The sequence below is a fragment of the Synergistaceae bacterium genome (genome assembly GCA_017540085.1).
Lineage (GTDB): Bacteria > Synergistota > Synergistia > Synergistales > Aminobacteriaceae > JAFUXM01.
Map to the genome: position 1 here is coordinate 25,321 of JAFYBQ010000016.1, position 21,090 is coordinate 46,410.

The 21,090-nt window shown below is 50.1% G+C and carries 18 protein-coding genes; 13 read left to right on the top strand and 5 right to left on the bottom strand.

Features of this window, described 5'->3' with window-relative positions; all coding sequences use genetic code 11:
• Positions 1-72: 72 nt before the first annotated feature.
• The 7 genes from IKQ95_03120 (at position 73) to IKQ95_03150 (ending at position 8,469) form a co-directional block, all read left to right on the top strand.
• The gene (locus IKQ95_03120) at positions 73-1,575 is read left to right on the top strand and encodes an ABC transporter substrate-binding protein (GenBank protein ID MBR4195685.1); all 1,503 of its coding nucleotides are present in this window, start codon (positions 73-75) and stop codon (positions 1,573-1,575) included.
• Between the two features lie 95 nt (positions 1,576-1,670).
• Entirely contained in the window at positions 1,671-2,600 is a 930-nt protein-coding gene (locus tag IKQ95_03125; GenBank protein MBR4195686.1) for an ABC transporter permease, read from the top strand.
• Between the two features lie 11 nt (positions 2,601-2,611).
• The gene (locus tag IKQ95_03130) at positions 2,612-3,490 is read left to right on the top strand and encodes an ABC transporter permease (GenBank protein ID MBR4195687.1); all 879 of its coding nucleotides are present in this window, start codon (positions 2,612-2,614) and stop codon (positions 3,488-3,490) included.
• A 6-nt stretch (positions 3,491-3,496) separates the two neighbouring features.
• Positions 3,497-4,486, top strand: a complete 990-nt coding sequence (locus tag IKQ95_03135; protein ID MBR4195688.1) for an ABC transporter ATP-binding protein — start codon at positions 3,497-3,499, stop codon at positions 4,484-4,486.
• Positions 4,487-5,464, top strand: a complete 978-nt coding sequence (locus IKQ95_03140; protein ID MBR4195689.1) for an ATP-binding cassette domain-containing protein — start codon at positions 4,487-4,489, stop codon at positions 5,462-5,464.
• Entirely contained in the window at positions 5,464-6,702 is a 1,239-nt protein-coding gene (gene pepT / locus IKQ95_03145) for a peptidase T (GenBank protein ID MBR4195690.1), read from the top strand. The genes IKQ95_03140 and pepT overlap by 1 nt, the downstream gene beginning before the upstream one ends.
• A 93-nt stretch (positions 6,703-6,795) precedes the next feature.
• Positions 6,796-8,469 carry a DEAD/DEAH box helicase family protein gene (locus IKQ95_03150; GenBank protein MBR4195691.1) on the top strand — a complete coding sequence of 558 codons (1,674 nt, stop codon included), beginning with the start codon at positions 6,796-6,798 and terminating at the stop codon, positions 8,467-8,469.
• 40 nt (positions 8,470-8,509) lie between these two features.
• Here the strand turns inward: IKQ95_03150 and IKQ95_03155 are convergent, their stop codons facing one another.
• From IKQ95_03155 to IKQ95_03170, 4 genes are all read right to left on the bottom strand, one after another.
• The gene (locus IKQ95_03155; GenBank protein MBR4195692.1) at positions 8,510-9,190 is read right to left on the bottom strand and encodes a polysaccharide deacetylase family protein; all 681 of its coding nucleotides are present in this window, start codon (positions 9,188-9,190) and stop codon (positions 8,510-8,512) included.
• 102 nt (positions 9,191-9,292) lie between these two features.
• Complete coding sequence (locus IKQ95_03160) at positions 9,293-10,120, bottom strand: MetQ/NlpA family ABC transporter substrate-binding protein (GenBank protein ID MBR4195693.1); 828 nt, start codon at positions 10,118-10,120, stop codon at positions 9,293-9,295.
• Between the two features lie 45 nt (positions 10,121-10,165).
• Positions 10,166-10,810, bottom strand: coding sequence for an ABC transporter permease (locus IKQ95_03165; GenBank protein ID MBR4195694.1), 645 nt, complete (start codon positions 10,808-10,810; stop codon positions 10,166-10,168).
• 4 nt (positions 10,811-10,814) lie between these two features.
• Positions 10,815-11,858, bottom strand: a complete 1,044-nt coding sequence (locus IKQ95_03170; protein ID MBR4195695.1) for a methionine ABC transporter ATP-binding protein — start codon at positions 11,856-11,858, stop codon at positions 10,815-10,817.
• A gap of 194 nt (positions 11,859-12,052) precedes the next feature.
• Here IKQ95_03170 and IKQ95_03175 point away from each other — a divergent pair, with 194 nt between their 5' ends.
• From IKQ95_03175 to IKQ95_03185, 3 genes are all read left to right on the top strand, one after another.
• Positions 12,053-13,624 carry an ADP-ribosylglycohydrolase family protein gene (locus tag IKQ95_03175; GenBank protein MBR4195696.1) on the top strand — a complete coding sequence of 524 codons (1,572 nt, stop codon included), beginning with the start codon at positions 12,053-12,055 and terminating at the stop codon, positions 13,622-13,624.
• An 86-nt stretch (positions 13,625-13,710) separates the two neighbouring features.
• On the top strand, positions 13,711-14,607 hold the full coding sequence (locus IKQ95_03180; protein ID MBR4195697.1) for a hypothetical protein: 897 nt from the start codon (positions 13,711-13,713) through the stop codon (positions 14,605-14,607).
• Positions 14,597-15,652, top strand: coding sequence for a hypothetical protein (locus IKQ95_03185; protein ID MBR4195698.1), 1,056 nt, complete (start codon positions 14,597-14,599; stop codon positions 15,650-15,652). Before IKQ95_03180 ends, IKQ95_03185 begins: the two co-directional genes overlap by 11 nt.
• 66 nt (positions 15,653-15,718) lie before the next feature.
• On the opposite strand, the gene IKQ95_03190 is transcribed toward IKQ95_03185, so the two are convergent.
• The gene (locus tag IKQ95_03190) at positions 15,719-17,395 is read right to left on the bottom strand and encodes a phosphoenolpyruvate carboxykinase (ATP) (protein MBR4195699.1); all 1,677 of its coding nucleotides are present in this window, start codon (positions 17,393-17,395) and stop codon (positions 15,719-15,721) included.
• 138 nt (positions 17,396-17,533) lie between these two features.
• Between IKQ95_03190 and IKQ95_03195 the strand changes: the two genes are divergently transcribed.
• Genes IKQ95_03195 through IKQ95_03205 form a run of 3 tightly spaced genes read left to right on the top strand, consistent with a single transcriptional unit; the run spans position 17,534 to position 21,027 of the window.
• Entirely contained in the window at positions 17,534-18,445 is a 912-nt protein-coding gene (locus tag IKQ95_03195; protein MBR4195700.1) for a M23 family metallopeptidase, read from the top strand.
• A gap of 2 nt (positions 18,446-18,447) precedes the next feature.
• The gene (locus IKQ95_03200; GenBank protein MBR4195701.1) at positions 18,448-19,509 is read left to right on the top strand and encodes a mannose-1-phosphate guanylyltransferase; all 1,062 of its coding nucleotides are present in this window, start codon (positions 18,448-18,450) and stop codon (positions 19,507-19,509) included.
• Between the two features lie 45 nt (positions 19,510-19,554).
• On the top strand, positions 19,555-21,027 hold the full coding sequence (locus tag IKQ95_03205) for an SEL1-like repeat protein (GenBank protein MBR4195702.1): 1,473 nt from the start codon (positions 19,555-19,557) through the stop codon (positions 21,025-21,027).
• Positions 21,028-21,090 lie beyond the last annotated feature (63 nt).

Below are 21,090 nucleotides of genomic sequence, written 5' to 3' on the forward strand. Positions count from 1 at the left end.
TTACTGCTGACAGAAAAATCAATCCCGCGTATTATTTTCTCATTCCAAAAATTTCAAGGAGGCTTCATCACAGTGAAAAGACTCGTAACAGTTTTCATTGCGTTAATTTTCGCGCTGTCTCTGGCGGGAATGTCATCCGCTAAAGATACGTTAGTTGTCGCTGACCAGTACGACGCTACCACGCTTGACCCTATCGGGCATAACGACTACCCGACAAGCCGCGCCTGCTCGCACATCTACGACACGTTAATTTTCCTCAACCCTGACGGAACACTCAGGCCGGGACTGGCTGAGAAGTGGGAATTTCTTTCCGATACGGCCTACAAGATGTACCTGCGTAAGGGCGTAAAGTTCCACAACGGAGACGAAATGACCGCAGAGGACGTGAAATTTTCCCTCGAACGCGCAAAAACTCCGGCAGGCTCTCACATTCACACATACTGCCAAGACTTAGACCACGTTGAAATTGTTGACCCCTACACCGTAATCATTCACCTGAAGAAAGTAAATTATCCGTTCTTCTCGTCTCTCGTCCACAGCTGGGGCAATATCGTCTGCAAGAAAGTCGTTGAGGCCGCCGGCGATGACTACGGTATGAATCCCGTAGGAACAGGGCCGTTCAAGTTTAAGGAATGGGCAAAGGGAGATCACTATACCTTTGAGCGTTTCGATGACTACTGGGGGAACAAGGCGAAATTTGAGACTCTCATAGTCCGTTCGATACCTGAGCCGACAAACCGCACAATCGAGCTTGAGACGGGCGCGGTTGATATTGCGTACCCCGTAACAACAATCGAGCTTGGGCGCATTCAGGATAATGACGAATTAGTGTTACAGCGCAAAGTTATCCCGTCAACAACATACATGGGCTTCAACGTCCACAAGGCACCGTTCGACAACCTGAAAGTGAGACAGGCAATTTTCGCGCTTCTCGACACCGTGAACATTCAGCGGGCGGTTATGAGGGGGGTAGGGCAGACTCCGCGCAGTCTGATTCCTGCCGTAACAAAATACTCAATCAATGATGAGCTTCCCGTTCATGAAAGAGATGTGGAGAAGGCCAAAAAGTTATTTGCTGAAGCAGGAGTTGACCCGACAAAACTGAAGTTCGTCATCCGTTCCAACGAGAGAAAAGAGCGCATAGACATGGCCACGATAATACAGGCTCAGTTAGCTGAGGCCGGCATTCAGACCGAAATTGTCCAGCAGGAATGGGGCGCATATCTCAATGTCCTTCAGCAGAAACAGCACGATGTATTTTTACTCGGCTGGGGATTGTCTGTGCCTGATCCTGATTACGCTGTGGCAGGACTTCTTGAGACAAACGCCGGGACAAATTACACGACATTCTCAGACCCGAAACTTGATGAGATGCTCGCAAAGGGCAGAAGCCTTCCTGACGGCCCGGAGCGTGCGAAAGTCTACAAGGATATGCAGCTCTATATCAATGAGCAGCTCCCGATGATTTACCTGCATAATGACGAGGCAATAGCAGGAGTCCGCAAAATCGTGAAAGGATTCGAGGTTGACCCGTTCGAGGTTCATTCGTTCAGGAATGTTTACTTTGAGGAATAACGAATCAGCGCGGAAAAATTGAATAGCTGACAATGACGGCAGGACTTCAGCACAACACCTGCCGTTAATTTTTTTGCACAAGGAAGTGAAAATTAATGCTGAAATATATTCTGCGCCGTATCATCATGCTTATACCTGTTTTGCTCGGCGTTGCTTTCTGCGTTTTCACACTGCTTTACTTCACGCCCGGAGACCCCGCAAGAATGGTACTCGGCGACCTTGCTACGGATGAGGCAATAAAGGAGTTCCGCGACAAGGAGGGACTCAATGATCCGTTCCTCGTTCAGTTTGGGAATTACGTCTACAAGGCAGTATTCAAAGGCGACATAGGGCGGTCGTACAGCTCAAAGCGTCCCGTAATGCAGGAGATATTGACGGCGTTCCCCTACACGCTGAAATTGTCGGCGTTCGCAATGATTATCGCAATCATAATCGGAATCCCCTGCGGAATAATATCGGCCATAAAACAATACTCATGGTTTGACACAATCACGATGATTTTCGCCATGATCGGACTCTCAATGCCGGTCTTCTGGCTGGGACTGTTACTGATTCTGTTATTCGCCGTGCGTCTGAGGTGGCTTCCGTCGTCGGGGTTCTCAACGTTCAAAGCAATGATTCTCCCTTCAGTCGCATTAGCCGCGCAGAGTATCTCAATGGTAACGAGAATGACGCGCTCCTCAATGCTTGAAGTTATCCGCGCCGACTACATCCGCACAGCCCGCGCAAAGGGTCAGAAGGAAAGTATCGTTATCGGCGTTCATGCCCTGCGGAATGCGTTAATCCCTGTTGTAACGTTATGCGGGTTGCAGTTCGGGCAGTTGTTATCGGGGGCGATTCTCACGGAGAGTATTTTTGCGGTGCCTGGAGTCGGTCGGCTTATGGTCAACGCGATAATGAGCCGCGACTATCCTATGGTGCAGGGCGGAGTCCTGTTTATCGCAATCACATTCAGCATTGTGAATTTGCTGGTCGATTTGCTGTATGCGTACATTGACCCGCGAATCAAGGCCGAATTAAAGTAGGAGGGCATGAGATGACAGAGAAAATTATCCCTGAGTTAGTCCGAAAACGCCGGAGTCCTTTTGCTGACGTAATGTTACGGCTTGCGAGGAGTCCTCTTGCTATGTTCGGGCTTGCGATAATATTCATGCTGGTATTCTGCGCGATATTTGCGGAAATGATTTCGCCCTACAGCCCGATAAAGCAGGACTTGATGCACATGTTCGAGACTCCATCATCGGCGCATTGGCTCGGAACAGACGAATTTGGCCGGGACATTCTGAGTCGTCTGATTTACGGCGCGAGGGTCTCATTGCAGGTCGGATTTATCGCTGTGGGAATCGCGCTTGTGATCGGCGGTATGCTCGGAGCGGTCTCAGGGTATTACAGCGGGAGACTCGACAACTGTATCATGAGAGTGATGGATGTGCTGTTGTCGATTCCTCAAACGTTACTGGCGATTGCGATTGTGGCGGCACTAGGGCCGAGTCTCATGAATCTTATGATAGCGGTAGGAATCTCAGCCGTCCCCACATATGCGAGAATCGTGCGGGGTTCGGTGCTGTCGATTCGGAGTATGGAGTTCATAGAGGCTGCGAGGGCGGCGGGAAGCTCCGACTTACGCATAATCCTCAAGCACATAATCCCAAACAGCATGGCACCCATCATAGTACAGTCAACACTTGGAGTCGCCTCGGCAATCCTGAACGCGGCGGGACTCTCGTTTATCGGTCTCGGAATCCAGCCCCCTAACCCTGAATGGGGCGCAATGTTATCGGGAGGCCGTCAATACATTCGCGATTTCCCGCACATGACTCTATATCCCGGACTCGCAATAATGCTCACGATTCTTGCGCTAAACTTTTTGGGCGACGGACTGAGAGACGCTCTTGACCCGAAATTGAAGAGGTGATGACGAATGAATGACATCATGCTTGACATAAAGAATCTCACGATACATTACAGCACGGAAGGCGGAGTCGTTCACGCTGTTGAAGGTCTGAATCTCACGCTGGGACGCGGTGAATCACTCGGCTTTGTCGGCGAGACAGGCGCGGGGAAAACAACAACCGCCCTCGGAATCATGCGCTTAATCCCTAATCCCCCCGGAAAAATTATGAGCGGTGAAATCATATTCAACGGTGAAAATTTGCTCACTAAGTCCGAGTCGGAAATGCGGAAAATTCGCGGCGAGAAAATAGCAATGATATTCCAAGACCCAATGACGAGCCTAAATCCCGTTATGACTGTCGACAAACAGATAGCCGAAATGATTTCCCTTCACAAAAATGTATCACACTCGGAGGCGTTAAAGCTGGCCGGGGATATGCTTGAGCTTGTTGGGATTCGCCGCGAGAGAATGCACGATTATCCGCACCAGTTTTCCGGCGGAATGAAACAGCGCGTGGTGATTGCGATTGCGCTGGCCTGTGATCCTGAATTGCTGATTGCTGACGAACCTACTACAGCACTTGACGTTACTATTCAAGCGCAGGTGTTAGAGCTGATGAAGGAACTGAAGCAAAAATTTTCGGCCTCAATGATTCTCATCACTCACGACTTGGGAATAGTTGCGGACATCTGCGACAAAGTTGCGATAATGTACGCCGGGCGGGTTGTGGAATATGCCGACAAAAGATCGCTCTACACGAATCCCATTCACCCATACACGCGGGGATTGTTCCGTTCAGTGCCGGATATTGATGAAGATGTTGACGAACTTCCCGTGATACCCGGCCTAATGCCTGACCCTGTGAATCTTCCGCCGGGCTGTGCGTTTCACCCCCGTTGCAGTATGGCGACAGAGGAATGCGCGAAAGTCCGTCCCGATATGCAGGAGGCGGAGCCGGGACATTTTGCGGCGTGTCCTTTCTGCGTCAAGAAATTTCTTAACGGGGAGGCGTTGTAGATGTCAGACGCATATATACGAGTCGAGAACCTCAAGAAATATTTTGCGACAAAACGCGGAATGTTACACGCTGTTGATGATGTCAGCTTTGAGATAATGAAGGGTGAAACTCTCGGCCTTGTCGGTGAGTCGGGCTGCGGAAAATCGACATTAGGGCGGTGCTTGATACGTTTGCTTGACAGCACATCGGGAAAAGTTTTGCTGAAGAATCCGAATGATGACGGCTACACGGACGTAACGAAAGCGAGTCCCCGCGAGATGAAAGAATTACGCAAGCGTGTGCAGATAGTATTTCAGGATCCGTACTCATGTTTGAATCCGCGCTTGTCCGTCTGGGAATTAATCGCAGAGCCGTTAATCGTCAACAACATTTACAGCGACAAAAACGAAATGAGGAAGCGAATCCGCTCATTGATGGACACAGTTGGACTCGCTGAACGACTCGAAAATAGTTACCCTCATGAATTAGACGGAGGAAGGAGACAGCGAATCGGAATCGCCCGGTCTCTTGCGCTTAACCCGGAATTTATTGTGCTTGATGAGCCTGTTTCGGCGTTGGACGTTTGCATTCAGGCGCAAATTCTGAATCTCTTGAACGCATTGCAGAAGGAGTACAAATACACCTATGTGTTTATCTCCCACAATTTGAGCGTAGTCCGCCATGTCTCAGACCGAATCGCAGTAATGTATCTCGGTCAGATTGTCGAGCTTTCAGAGTACAAAGAGTTATTCAGCAAGCCCCTTCACCCGTACACGCAGGCGTTACTGTCAGCAATTCCACTCGCAAAACTGGACGTAAGGCGCGAAAGGATTATACTTGAAGGCGATGTGCCGAGTCCGATTGAGCCTCCGCAGGCGTGCAGGTTCGCGGGGAGATGCCGTTACGCGCAGGAAATTTGCCGGAACACTCCGCCCGCATTGAGGGAGATTTTGCCCGGACATTTTGCGGCATGTCATTACGCAAAGGAGACGCAATAATGTACACAACGTTAGAACACTTCCTGAAGTATGTTACGTATGATACACAGTCAGACGAGAAAGCCGGGTTAGCGGGAAAAGTCCCAAGCACCGACACACAGTGGGAATTAGCCCGCGAAATGGAGAAGGAATTGACCGAGCGCGGATTCGTGAATGTCTCAGTCAGCGAAAATTGCTACGTAATGGGAACATTGCCCGCCAACACAGACAGGAAAATTCCCGCAATAGGATTCATTACCCACATGGACACAGCTGCGGAAGCCTCCGGGAAAAATGTGAAGGCCAGAGTCGTCAAGAACTATGACGGGGGGAATATCGTCCTCAATGATGCGTTGAACGTCATAATGTCGCCGGAAGATTTCCCATTCATGAAGGATTACATCGGCCATGATTTAGTTGTTACGGACGGCACGACTCTTTTAGGGGCTGACGACAAAGCCGGGATGGCTGAAGTTATGGGTGCGGTTGACTGGATAATCGCTCATCCTGAGTTTGAGCACGGAAAAATCTGTGTTGCCTTCACGCCTGACGAGGAAATAAGCGAGCTTGCGAGTCATCTCGACATTGAGAGATTCGGGGCGGATTTCGCGTACACACTTGACGGCGGTTCACTCGGTGAAATCAGCTATGAGAACTTCAACGCCGCAAGCGCAACCGTAAACATACATGGCCGCTCCGTACATCCCGGTTCAGCAAAAGGACTCATGTTAAGCGCGGTAATGATGGGAAATGAATTTCTGTCGATGTTCCCGGCCCACGAGACTCCCGCAACGACTGAGAAATACGAGGGCTACTATCACTGCCTGACGTTTCACGGAGACACGGAGAACGCAGAGCTTCACTTTATCATTCGCGACCACGACATGAAGAAATTTGAGGCGCGGAAGAAATTTTTTGCCGACTGCGTAGACTGGATGAGGAAGAAATACGGCGCGGAAAGATTCGATCTCGAAATGCACGATCAGTATTACAACATGCGCGAGAAACTCGACGGACATATGCACATCGTTGACCTTGCTGTGAACGCAATGAAGGAAATCGGGATTGAGCCGTACTTCAAAGCCATGCGCGGAGGGACTGACGGAGCCGCGCTGACATGGAGAGGGTTAATCACGCCGAATATTTTTATCGGAGGCCACAACTATCACGGGCGGTATGAATTTGTGTCGGTTCAGGTCATGGAGAAGGCAACAGAGACCGTCATAAAGATTCTGGAGCTTGCTGCGAAAACAAAATAGGGATTATAGGTTAGCGGTTAGGGCGCGGATTTTTTCTGTCCCCTAACCCCTACCCCCTGTTCCCTATACATCATAAGGAGCTGAGATTCACACATGGCATTGAGAGATTACCAGCTTAAAGCGATACGCGAGACATACAAATGGCTGCGAGAACATGACGGAAATCCCTGCATAGTAGCTCCGACAGGCTCAGGAAAAGCACACATCATAGCGGGCTTCTGCGAGGACATTTTACGCAAGAAGGCTGACGCGAAAATTCTAGTCCTCTCTCACGTGAAAGAGTTGTTAGTACAGGACGCGGAGAAAATCCGACTCGCATGGCCGGAAGCACCCATAGGAATCTACAGCGCGGGACTCGGCACAAAGCAGACCGACTCAATCACAGTAGCAGGGATCCAATCTATATGGCGGAAACCTTATGAGCTTGGCCGGATTGATGTCGTAATCATCGATGAGGCTCACATGATTCAGAATGAAGACGAGGGAATGTACCGCCGTTTATTGTCATCACTTCAGGAAATTAACCCTAAAATCCGCATGATAGGACTCACCGCGACACCCTACAGATTAGGGCAGGGGTTATTGACTGAGGGCGACAACGCTATATTCCAGGCGTTAATCGAACCCGTAACAATTGAAGAGCTTGTACAGAGGAAATTTCTTGCGCGACTGACATCAACATTCACAGACCTGAAAATGAATGTCGAGGGCATAAAGAAAGTACAGGGGGACTACGAGAAGCAGGAGCTTGAGTCCCGCGTCAACAGCTCAGACATTAACGCCAAAGTTGTCGCTGAGACTATACGCCGCGCCGGAAACCGTACAGCGTGGTTAGTGTTCTGCGTGAGTATCTCACACGCCGAAAAGATGAGGGACGAATTTATAGCGCAGGGAGTCAGGGCTGAGGCTATCACAAGCAAAACGACATCAGAGCAGCGCGCGAGGATATTCGCGGACTTCAAAGCGGGGAAAATCCGGGCGGTAACAAACGTAGGAGTCGCCACAACGGGATTCGATTACCCTGATATTGACGTTATCGTGATGGCTCGTCCGACTCTGTCGCCGGGACTCTATATTCAGATGAGCGGGCGAGGAATGCGCGTCAAAAGTCCGGGGCATCATCAGGATTGCTTAGTGTTAGACTTTGCCGGGAACATTGCCCGTCATGGTGCCGTAACGAAAATCATTCCCCCCCGAAGAACCGTAAAGGCCGGGAAAAAGTCCCAGGAGCTTGGCGACATGTTCAAGATCTGTCCCAAGTGTCATAAGACCGTCATGAAGCGGGCGCGGGAGTGCGTTCACTGCGGGCATATCTTCAGCGAACTGTCAGATTTGAACGTAAACGAGGACATAATGGAGGGCGTGAATGATTCTGCGGCTGAGACTCAGGAAACACCGCCGGGGTTTACGCGTATGAAGGTGGCTTACTGGTACTGGAAAGTAGTTTACCGGAAGAAAGACAGAATGCCGATGATAAGAGTCGATTTTTACGGAGAAGACAAATTGCAGGGGCCTAAACAGTTATTCTTGTACATCATGGATGAGGACAAATCAATGAAGGAACGCGCATACAGGATGATAAAAAGCCTTCTGCAGGGAGTAAAAATCCCGGAGCTTGAAAAATTTGACAGCGCGAGAATCCTTTACGAGCTTTGCGAAACTGTGAAGAACAATTTCACGCCGCCTTCATGGATTGAGTACAGAATCGAGGACAGGCACGACAGTCATTTTCACTGCATAATACCTAAATGGGGCTGGGACGAGTAAGAAAAATCCCCTTCCCGAAAATCTCAGGAGGGGGATAATTTTATGTCCTTCCGCCGTTCCACATGTCCTCAAGCCTGACTATCGTAAAGCCCCTGCGCTGAAGCTCCCGGATGATTCGCGGCAGTGCCTCTACAGTGTTGGGAGTCCCGGAATGCATGAGGATAATATCACCGTTTCGGACGCTCCCGGCAATTACGTTGTAGATTTCTTCAGGAGGCCGGCCGGTGTAGTCGGCAGTGTTGAGGCTCCACAGTCCCAGCTTCAGATTCATGCGCCTCATAGCGTTAAATATCTCCATGTTGTAATGTCCTCCGGGCGGGCGGAGAAAACGTGTCTTCCTTATGCCGAGATTTTCGAGTACCTCATCGCACCTTTCTGCCTGCCGGACAATGTGCGCCGTGTGATCTTGGTATAACCGCGGGTGAGTGTAGGTATGATTGGCGATTTCGTAGCCCTGATAACTGAGCATGAGTGTAATATTGCTGTAGCGTTCGGCGAATTTTCCCACAAGAAAGAATGTCGCTTTTACGTCAAAACTTGAGAGTACCGCGTCAAGCTCCTGCATTCCCGTTTCACGCGGGCCGTCGTCGAACGTAAGCACTACTTCCCGTATGAATGGATTGCCCTTAGCGATTCCGTATTTTTCGCGCTCGTCAGTCAGAGGCCCCCATTCTATGAATATGAACACAGCAAGAAAGAGAAGCATAATTCTGCGTAACATAACTAATTTCCCCTACGTAATATTTTCGATATGCTGATTATAGCATTAGGGCAAAAAAAATCCCCCTCACCAATCACGGCAAGGGGGGAAAATATTTCCGTATTACTTCCTGAAGGGGGCAAGCAGATCCTCATCCCAGCCAACCGGCCTGAAGAACCCTCCGTATAATTCCGCAAGATGATTCCTCATTGCCTCGCTCTGATACGCCTTCACGACTTTCTCATACGCCGCAAATTTCACGGGGTCAGAAAGGTCAGCGGTACGGGCGGCGATTAAGTTCCAGTACTCTTTCTCGCGTGCCTGGTCAGCAAATACAGCGTCAGAAGCCTTCAGACCGTAATCAAGCGCGTATGTATCATTGATTACCCCCGCCGCAACATCGGGAAGCGCAGAAGGTATCGTGTTGGCGGCAAGCTCCTGAAGCGTGATTTTCTTGCTATAGGACGCTATATCTTCCTTTGTCGGGTTGAACCCTGCGCCTTCTTTCAGCGTGATTAGCCCGGAAGTAGCAAGCACCTTTATCGCCCGGCCTCCGTTTGTCGGGTCATTCGGGATAGCTATCACATCGCCGTCTTTGATTTCGTCAAGCGTCTTGATTTTGATGGAGTAGAGATTCAGAGGAACGACAAATGTATTGGCTATGTTCGTGAGCTTATAGCCCCGGCTCTGAAGCTCGTCCGCAAGATATATCCTGTGCTGGAATCCGTTCAGGTCTATATCTCCGTCATCAAGTGCCCTGTTCGGCGTAACATAGTCCGTGAACTGTATCACCTCAAGATTTATGCCCTCTTTCGCGAGCATTTCTTTGACGGGCTGCCACATCTCATCGTAAACGCTACCGGTAACGCCGAGCCTCACAGTTACGTCAGCAAACGCACTCACCGAAAGCGCAAGCACTAACACAAACGACAGCAGAAATTTTCTTGCCATGATTCTTTACTTCCTTCCGTGAAAATTTACGTGATATTTTACCGCTTAATGTGTATTTTTTCGCGCGAAATATTCTCCGAGCCACTGTACGAGGCTCACTCCCGCCACAAGAACGCCCACAACTACCCACGTTATATCCTGCATGTTTCTGTCATGGCCGTAGCGTATCGCGAAATCCCCTAATCCCCCCGCACCGACTGCCCCGGCCATCGCAGTCAGTCCCAGCAGGCTTATGATTGTTATCGTTATCGCACGGATTATAGGCGCAAGGCTCTCACGGAGATATACCCGGAATATCACCTCAAACGGACTCGATCCCATCGACAATGCCGCCTCAACGAGTCCCTTCTCGGTTTGGGCTAATGCGCTCTCTACCTGCCGTGCGAAAAACGGAGTCGCCCCGAAAACTAGCGGCACAATCACGCCCCGGACATATATCGCCGTTCCCATTATGGCGCGGGACAATGGCATTAACGCCGTAAGCAGAATGATAAACGGAATGGAGCGGAAAAGGTTAATGATTTTGTCGAGTACCTGATATACAGTTCTGCTCTCCATGATTCCGCCGGGCTTTGTTACGGTCAGTATTATCCCAAAAATCAGTCCCAGCACGAAAATTATCGCCCCTGACCATGCCTCCATAAGCAATGTGTCTCCGCAGGCTCTCCAAAATTCCGGCAGGCGTTTCATAAGGTTAGGCAGTAATTCTTGCATCGTTCAGAACCTCCACGCGAATATTTTTGTCAACGTAATACTGAATAGCCCGGTCAATCTTTTCACTTTCACCGCTGAATATTACGACAGTCCCGCCGACCATAGCACCCGCTACAATTTCAACATCAGCAAGAACAATATTAATCTCAATGTCGAACGCCCTCGACGCATACGAGATTAACGGCTCTGAAACGTCAGCATGTACATAAATCAATCTCGCCATGACCTGACCGGGTTTCACTTTCACGATTGGCGAGTCGTCAGCTATGAGGGTCTCAATTTTCGACAGGTTGGACGTTGTGCGGACGAAATTTTTTGTTACGGGGTGCTTAGGGGATGAGAATATCTCGAAAACGTCGCCGGACTCGATTATTTTCCCTGCGTCCATAACTGCGGCTTTCCGGCAGATATTTTTGACGACTTCCATTTCATGAGTGATTACTACGATTGTTAGTCCTAATTTGCGGTTAAGGTCTTTGAGGAGCTGAAGTATTGCGCCTGTTGTCTGAGGGTCAAGTGCGCTCGTTGCCTCATCGCAAAGAAGTATGCCGGGGTCATTGGCGAGTGCTCTTGCGATTGCGACTCTCTGTTTCTGCCCGCCGGATAATTCTGAGGGGTAAGCGTTCTCCTTGTCGGGAATGTCTACGAGGGCGAGAAGCTCCCGGACTTTTGCGCGTATTTCGTCATGCGTCATTCCGCGCAGGGGGTATGCTACATTCTGCAGGACTGTCCGCGAGGGCATAAGGTTAAACTGCTGGAATATCATCCCGATTTTTGTGCGGGCCTTGTAGAGTTCTTTCGGCTTCAGCGTCATCATCTCAATACCGTTAATTTTGACGCTGCCGGAGTCGGGTCGCTCAAGAAGATTTATGCACCGCACAAGCGTTGACTTCCCCGCCCCGGAGAATCCTATTATCCCGTAAATGTCGCCGTCATTAACTGTGAGTGATACGTCATTGACCGCGTGAATGGATTTGTCTTTGTCCGCGTGAAAACTCTTCACTATGTGTTCAAGCTCAATCAATGAATTTTATTCCTCCTGTGAAAATTTTGCAGGGACATTACATAACACAGGCCGCGAAATTCCGCAAGGGTAAGGCGGCGGATATTCAGAAGGGTAGAAACATGGTATTATTTGAATTGTAATCCTACAGGCAAGAAAAAAATTTTTCACATATAACTTTACACAATTATACCATCATTCAAGGAGGTAGTGCCATGATATTCGGCGCGATTGTTGGCGATGTTGTCGGAAGCCCCTACGAGTTCAATAACATAAAGACGAAAAATTTTCCCCTCGTAACAGATGAGTCATTCCTCACTGACGACTCAATAATGACCCTGGCGATTGCCGATGCCCTAATGAAATTCCCGAAAGGAAGCGAGATTGACGGCGCGGAATTTGAGCGGGCTGTTACGGAGTCGATGAGGAGATTCGGCAGGCGTTACCCTCACAGGGGCTACGGCGGAATGTTCCTGAGCTGGCTGGAATCCCCTGACCCTAAGCCCTACAACAGCTGGGGAAACGGCTCGGCCATGAGAGTCTCCCCTGTGGCGTGGTACTTTGATGACCTTCCTACGGTCGAGAAGTTCGCGGAATTGTCAGCCCTTCCGACACACAATCACCCCGAAGGCATAAAGGGAGCGCAGGCTACAGCCTCGGCGGTTTTTCTTGCCCGCACAGGAAAAAGCAAGGACGAAATCAGGAGCTACATATCACTCCGCTATGGCTACAACCTTCAGAGGACCTGCGACGAGATTCGCCCGGTCTACAAATTTGACGGCTCATGTCAGGGGACAGTCCCGGAAGGAATTATAGCCTTCCTTGAGTCCAACAGCTTTGAGGACGCAATCAGGAACGCAATATCACTCGGCGGGGATTCTGACACGTTAGCGGCTGTAACAGGAGCGGTAGCAGAAGCATTCTACGGAGTCCCGGAGGAAATCGAGACTCTGATTCTCCCGCTGCTTGACGATTCCATGAAGTTCGAGCTTGAACGGTGGCGCAAGACTCTTTCAGGTGAGACGGACTCCGGCAAGTCAGACAAAAACGGCGCAACCGACATGATATTTATCCTAGACCGCAGCGGCTCTATGTCCGGGCTTGAGGCTGACACAATCGGCGGCTTCAACTCGATGATTGACAGGCAGAAGAAAGAGTCCGGCAATGCTTTTGTGTCGACAATATTATTCGACCACGTTCAGGAAGTCCTGCATAACCGCGTGAATCTTGCTGACGTTAAGCCAATGACGCGCACAGAATATTTCACGAGGGGAAGCACCGCACTTCTTGACGCTGTAGGCAGGGCGATACGCTACACAGTGAACGCTTACAGGCACATGAAGCCCACAGATGTCCCCGGAAAAACAATATTCGTCATAATCACAGACGGTTACGAGAACGCGAGCCGGGAATATTCGTACAATGATGTGAAGCGGATGATTGAGCATGAGAAAGAAAAATACGGCTGGGAATTTCTGTTCATCGGCGCAAATATCGACGCTGTAGAGGCGGCCTCATCAATCGGGATTTCTGCGGACAGGGCGGTGGATTATGTTGCGGACTCACAGGGGACGGAAGTCGTTTATGACGGAGTAGCCGAGGCGGTTTGCTGCATGTCAATGTGTGAAGAGCCTTCCGAATTTTTGAGCAGAGGAGAATGGCGGGCGAAAATTGATGAGGATTACAGTACGCGCTTTCACGGCGGAAAGAATCACAGGGACAATACCAATACGGATGATGACCCCGAAATTCTGAGCCTCTTTGAGGACGAAACGGACGAGAAATAACAGCTTTCAGCATGTCGGGGATATGTCGCGATATGGGCATGTCCCCCGGAATTTTTCGCGGAATATTTCAGGAAGGGGCGCGTAATATGGTAATGCAGGCAATATTTTTGGCGGCTGTGATTGTGATAATGGTATTCCTTCTCGTGATGATGTGGACGATTTACGGCGGCATGAAGGAATTTCTCCGGGACAATGTGAGGGAAGTAATAATAGCTTCCGGCGAGTGCATAATAGACAGGGTACAGAATCTTCACGGGGCAATGAGTACACATATTAATGCGCTTGAGACAGGGAATATGACTCTCAGGAATGAAATCACGCGGAGGCTTGATGCTCTGTCGAACATAATCGCGGACTCCGGTGGAAAATCAGAAACAGGAGTAAACAGCATAGTGAATGAGCTGAATGATATTATCCCCGCTCTGCGTGATGAGATGAAGAATCTGACTGACACTTTGTCGCAAAACACAGCCTCATTCCAGAAAAGCACAATCAGCAATCTTGAGGCCGAAATCCGCAAATTAATCATGGCTGTGAAATCTTTGTGCGGGGACGTAACAAAGTCAGCAAACGAACAAAGCAAAATCCTTGCGGAAATGGCCGGGACTGTACAGGGCGTAATGAGAGAGGGAGCCGGGAATCTTCAGAGCGAGTTCGGGAAATCCCATGCTGAAATCAGGAACATAATCACGGACTCAGTGAAGAAAATTGATGATGATTACCAGCAGAATATGACGAGAATATTTCAGGCGATGGCGGATAACTTATCGGCGATAATTCAGCAGTTGAAGACAGCGGGCGCGGAAGTAGTTTTACCTGCACCGGCAAACACCGCGGATATTCTCCCAGAATCGCAGAACATAGCCGCAAAACTTGAGGCCGCCGACCCCGCACAGGAAAAACCCAGGAGAGGCAGACCGAGAAAGAATCCCCCTGAAGTAACAGACACCGCAAAGAAAGAGGCCGGGAATAATGCCGCTTGACCCTGAGAAAATTTTTGCTGACTTAACCGCCTTCAGGAAAGAGGTACACGCTCCCGAATGCCATTGTGATTATGACGTTAAGCCCTTCCGTTTCGTGATATACAATCCTGCCGGGAGAGTCTTCCACTTCATGCCATGCCAGTCAATAATAACCGCCAATAACAGCGGGGCAGTCTCAAATTTCCACCGTACCCGTGAAAATCCCGGACTCGCCGTGTGCGGAAACTGCATAAACAAATGGAATAATATGCACCCCGACAAGGCATTGAACGCAAGGACATTCGACATCAATAAATTTTTCGGCGGACTAATGTATGACGCTCACATGTGGGACGGAATAAATTTGCCCTCTGAGTTTGACGGGGACGAATTTTCGCGGGAATGCTTCTTCCTCTACAGACCCGTTAAACTTCCGCATAACGTCTTTCACTTCATGAAGTGCAGCGCGGTGTGTGAAGATGAGAAAATCGGCTGGATTCGTTCGTTCAGCTTCACCGACAGGATTACGGGAAAATTTGAGATGTTCGACGGAAGTTTTCAGGCACTCCGGCCATGTGATAAATGTCTTGCCGAATGGGACGGCGGAAAAGGCTGGCAGGGTTACAGCAGTAAAGATAATGACGGAAAGAAAGCCACACGGGACTCCTTCAGCCTGCGGGAATTTGCGCGTCATTGCGGGAGTCTTGGGACGAAACCGCCGGAACTCTCTGCACTCTATAAGCTCATGGACGACAATTCGGTATGGTTCGGCGCGAAAGTCAGCAATGATTACCCGTCAAACTGGGACAAGATTTCGGCCATGTACAGAATCGCCCATAATTACCGCTGTGAGCAGTGCGGGCTTGACATGCGCGGACATCCTGATTTGGCGGTCGTCCATCACGTGAACGGCTCACACCCCGATGTAGCCCCGGAAAATATGCGGGTTCTCTGCCAATGGTGCCACTCAAAGCAGCCTCATCACGAAAGAAGCGTGAAGATTGACCGCTATACGTATAACCTTGTCCGGAAATTATCCCGCGAGCAGGGCATAAAGATGTCATAAAAATTGGACGGCCTCCCAAATTCTGAGAGTGCCGCCCGTTATAGCCGTGATGTTTTTTGCTGACGTTTAGCCGATTTCAGCGATTAATTTCTCGACAGCCTCGTGCGCGTCCGCCGGAAGTTTGTCGATTCCGCCCCTCTCAGTATCACGCGACTTGATGAAGCGCAGTCTGTCCTCAAATCTCTTCTTGAGCTGAGTCCTGTACTCCTCATTCTTGAGGTCTGCGACAAATCCGGGGATCTCCATCGTCTTTATGCCCGTGAGATTCCCGAAAGGCACCCAGTTAGCTTTGCCCTCAACAATGCGCTCAATAATCATGAGCGTGTTCTCTTTGCCCACAGCCTTGCCCATGAAGTTGCCGGTGTTCAGAATGTAGCAGTCAACGCCGTCTGAAATGAGCTGCTTGAATCTCTCGTAGTCCATCCCAAGAGGATACGTCCTGAACGGGTTGGCGTAAGGCTCGCACACAAGCGCGTCCGGGTCAACGCCGGGTGCTAAGTTCTCCGCGCTGGTTCTCTTTGTGGCAAGCGTTGCGCCGAGAACGGAAGCCAGTGAAGGCCCTTCAAGTTTCAGCACGGGCGGGAGTGTCGGGTCTCTCATGAGCCAGAATATAGCGTTGAGAGGCTCGTCAATTCTGTCGACTCTGTTCGGCGACCATAAGCGGGACTTTATTGCGCGCCCGTTTCCGTTGCGGATGTCTTCTGTTACGGCGATAAGTTTACCGTCCTTTGTCCTTACGCACCCGCAATTCTGAAGCGTCAGCACAAACTTGTTGTCCGGGCAGCCTATCGGGTAATCTGCTACCTTGTCGAAATATGTCGGCTCAAGTGCGATGGCGTACTTGTCTTTCACGTTCACGACAAAGGCATCATCATGGAGAACCATTACATCATATTTTCCGTCATGCTTTGCGTGAGTGATTGTTGACTTTCCTGACCCTGAGAGTCCGAAAGCCGCGACAACAAATTTCTTCCCGCTTCCGTCCTTCAGCGTGTAGCGTTTGAGTCCGCCGTGGCATGACGCATAGCCGTTGCGGGCGGCGATTCCCCAGGCAAGAGTCAGAGTACCCTTCTTGAGTTCGCCGAAATATCTCAGGCCAAGAACAATGGCGCAGTTCTCTTCAGGCGAGAAGAAAGCAATTCCGAGCGGGAACTGTTCTGCGAGTTTTGCGTCTCCGTGCGGCCAGTCAGGGTCAGCCACAAAGAATATATCCCCGTCATGATCTGAAATTCTGCGGGAAGCCTCGTAGCGCGGTTTATATGCCTCGTTTGCGTACTGGAAGTTAATCATCCAGTTGTAGAGGTTATTCTCGTAGCCTTCAGGGAGGACGATATGAGCCATCGTCATGAAGTCTTCATCGAGTCCCACATATGCATCAGCTTGGTAAAGTTTCCTGTAGCGCATATTGAACACTGCCTCGCGGATAATCTTGCAGTATTTCGCGACATCAACATCAGGATAGCCGACAATCCTGCGGGCCGCGGCTGTGCGTCCGAAGATTCCGCCGTCGTTGAACAGGAGAACGTTTGCGTCCTGTGGGAGTCCCTGCGCCTCAGGCATGAAGACGGGCATCCCGGTAAGCTCGATTGTGCCGGGGGAGTTTTTCGCGAGATTGTACGCCTCGTGAAGGTCTGAAACGTGATGAACGTTGTTGCCGTAGAATAATGTCTCAATAGTTGTGCGGGGCTGTGCGTGATAAACTTTCTTGAAATTTTCGGGATCATAGTATCCGATTGTTGACATGAAAAATTTTTGCTCCTTCCTTGAAATTTATGGGATATGCGCGGTAATTATAGCACCCGCAAAACAACATTGCGCTGTGATTATAGCGGTGAAAGTGTGATATATTGTTGCAGAATTTCACCTCAAGGAGAAAAATACATGCGGAGAATAAAATTACCCCTTGCAATAATAATATTAACGCTCATGATTCCGGGCGTGTCATACGCGGCTTCATGGATTAATTTCCCGACAAGCTGGGACATCGGGCAGGCGTTCGCAATTTCAATCACCTCAACGGCGGAATACACACAGCCTACAGTAACATGGATGAACAGAAGCATATCCCTCAACATAGAGTCAGGCGGTGCCGGGAAAATATCATACGGGCTTTTAGGCTCAGACGTTCGGAGCGTGAAGCCGGGAAGGTATAAGATATTGTTCGAGTTCATACAGGCCGGGAAAAAGTACAAAGCCTCCGGGAACATACAGCTGCGCGCAAGACAGTACCCGAAAGAAGAATTGCGGGTGAGTCCGAAAATGGTAAACCCTCCCAAGAAAGAATTATCCCGTATACAGAATGAGTCGAAATTAATCGGAGCTGCCCTGCGGACAATGACGACCCCGCGAAAATGGTCGACTCCTCCTCAGCCCCCGCTGTCGTCAATCACACTGACAAGCAATTACGGCAAGCAGAGAATCTACAACGGCCAGCCCCGCGCAGGCCATAACGGCGCAGACCTAAGAGCCGTAACAGGGACGGATGTCCGCGCACCTTTCGCCGGTACTGTAGTCCTTGCCGGGCATCACTATTACGCCGGGGGAAGCACGTATATAGACTCAGGCAACGGGGTAATAACAGCGTTCTTCCACCTGAGCAAAATACTCGTGAAGAAGGGCGACAAAGTAGCAAAAGGCCAGGTAGTCGCAAAATCCGGGGCAACAGGGCGCGTAACAGGGCCTCATCTGCATTACAGTCTTATACTCGGCGGGCAGTTCGTTGACCCTATACCGCTGTTATCCACGAGTATCACGAAAATGTTGAAGCACGGCAATATTCAGCAGGTGAATTAAACATGAGGAATATTTACGGGCTTATACTCAGCGGGGGAAGCGGTACAAGGCTGTGGCCTCTGTCGCGTGAGAATTTCCCGAAACAGTTTATCAGACTCTACGGGGACAAAACATTATTGCAGGCTACATTATTGCGTATGGTGAACATGATTCCGCTTGAGGCTCTGCGGGTAATATCGGGGTCAAAATGGCATGACCTGATTATGTCCCAGGCGGGCGAAACTTTCGGGGCTGACAATCTCCCGGACAATTTCATCACTGAGGAGCCTTGCGCGAGGGGAACAGCTCCGGCGATACTGCTTGCGGCTGAAGAATTGCTGAGTCACGGCGCGGGCGCGGACGATGTTATGATTATCGTACCCAGCGATGCATACATACGTAACACAAAGGCATTCACGGACTCACTGAAGGCGGGAGTCATGGCCGCTGATGATGGGTATATTGCCACGCTGGGAATCGCTCCTGTACGGCCTGAGACGGGATTCGGGTACATCATGCAGGGAAACGAGATCGCAAGGGGATATTACGAGGCTGAAGCGTTCGTGGAGAAGCCTGACTTTTTGACGGCGCAGAAATATATTGCTGACGGAAATTATTTGTGGAACGGCGGAATATTTATCTTCACGCCTAAAAGTTTGTACCGCGAACTTGAACGCGCTGACCCGGAATTACACGCCGCGGCCATGAAAGGAAACTTGCGGGAAAATTTCGAGTCCCTGAAAAATATATCGTTCGACAATTCAGTGATGGAGAAGGCAGAAAGAGTCGCCGTTGTCCCTCTTGTCAATTCGGGATGGTCTGACGTAGGCTCATGGGACGCGCTTCATGATGACGTAATGCAGTCTGACGAACGCCGCAACGTAATCACCGGGAACGCGCTAATTCTTGAGGGGAATAACTGTTTTGTTCATTCGCGGGAAAAATTAACGGTGCTGAATATGGTGAATGATTTGATTGTTGTTGACACTCCTGACGCATTATTCATCACTAGGCGGGGAGCGTCGCAGGAAGTCCGAAAGGCCGTCAAATTTCTGAAGGATAACGGAATGGGCGGTATGTGCTAAAATTTTCACACTCCAAATTTTATTACGGAAGGGGATATTGTCCCAATGAAGAAAAATATCTTTCCATTTGCTTTGGTGATGCTCCTGATATTTTCGGGAATGTCATACGGTGCTAACCTGTCCGCCCTCAAGAAGAAAGCCGAGAAGGGCGACACAAAAGCGCAGGTTGAATTAGGTCTCATGTACCATGAAGGCCGTGGAGTCAAAAAGGACTTCAACGAGGCCGCAAAATGGTGGCAGAAAGCCGCGGAGAAAAACGATCCTTCAGCGCAGAGCCATCTAGGGACAATATATCTGCTTGGCGAGGGCGTGAGGAAGGATTATCACAAGGCACTCGACTATTTCAACAAGTCAGCGGCTAAGGGAAATTCGGAGGCTCAATACAATTTGGGCGTGATGTATTTCAACGGGCTTGGAGTAAAACGGGACTTCAAATCTGCTGTGAACTGGTACACGAAATCAGCGAATGCCGGAAATATTGCGGCTCAAAATTCACTCGGTGCAATGTACTGGCTTGGGCAGGGAGTCAGCAAAAATCCCAAAGAGGCGGCTAAATGGTGGGCAATGGCCTCGAAAGCCGGGGACGCAAGCGCACAGTACAATCTCGGAGTAATGTACGAGAAAGGGCAGGGCGTGAAGAAAGACCCGGCGCAGGCAGTCAAGCTCTACCAGCAGTCAGCGGAAAAAGGCTACGCATTGGCGCAAAACAGTTTAGGCGTGGCATTTGAGAGGGGAATCGGTGTCATTGCCGACATAGCGATAGCGAAAATGTGGTACGACAGGGCGAAATCATCGGGCTATAGGCGGGTATACTATGATTTTGACGTTGTTGTGTGCCCGGTGTACAGCAGGCCGCTTCTTTACGTGGAAATTGATACGGCCGGTTACTGGTACTGCGGGGGATATTACGATGGCGGGTGCGTGTATTACGGCTATGATGCTCCGGGTGGCTATATCGGCGGAGGGGACTGGGTTTATTACACGGACGATTACAACACGACAGTGATTAACGAGGTCAACAACAACACGTATATTGACATGTCGGACAACTCCACGTATATCGACAACTCGGACAACAGCGTGAATATCGACAACTCCGAGACTAATGTTAATGTCGATAATTCCGAGACGAATACGAACGTGGACAGCTCCGAGACGAATATGAACGTGGACAGCTCCGAGACGAATACGAACGTGGATAGCTCAGAGACGAATACGAACGTGGACAGCTCCGAGACAAATACGAATGTCGACAGCAATACGGACAACAGCACGACAAACAATGACGACTCGCAGGGCGGCGGCTCATTTGGCGACAAGGACGATTCAAATCCCAGTGAACCCGCTGAACCTGAGCCGGAGCCGGAATCCGAACAGGAGCCGGAATCCGAACAGGAGCCGGAACCCGAACCCGAACAGGAGCCGGAACCCGAACCAGAGCCTGAACCAGAGCCTGAACCTGATGACTCCGGCGGGGACTCAGGAGGGGACGAGCCTGTAATTATTCCTGACGAATAGCGCGGAAAATTTGCGGGTTTGACAAAATTTTAATCGGAGTGTATTTTATGCGGTATCATTGAA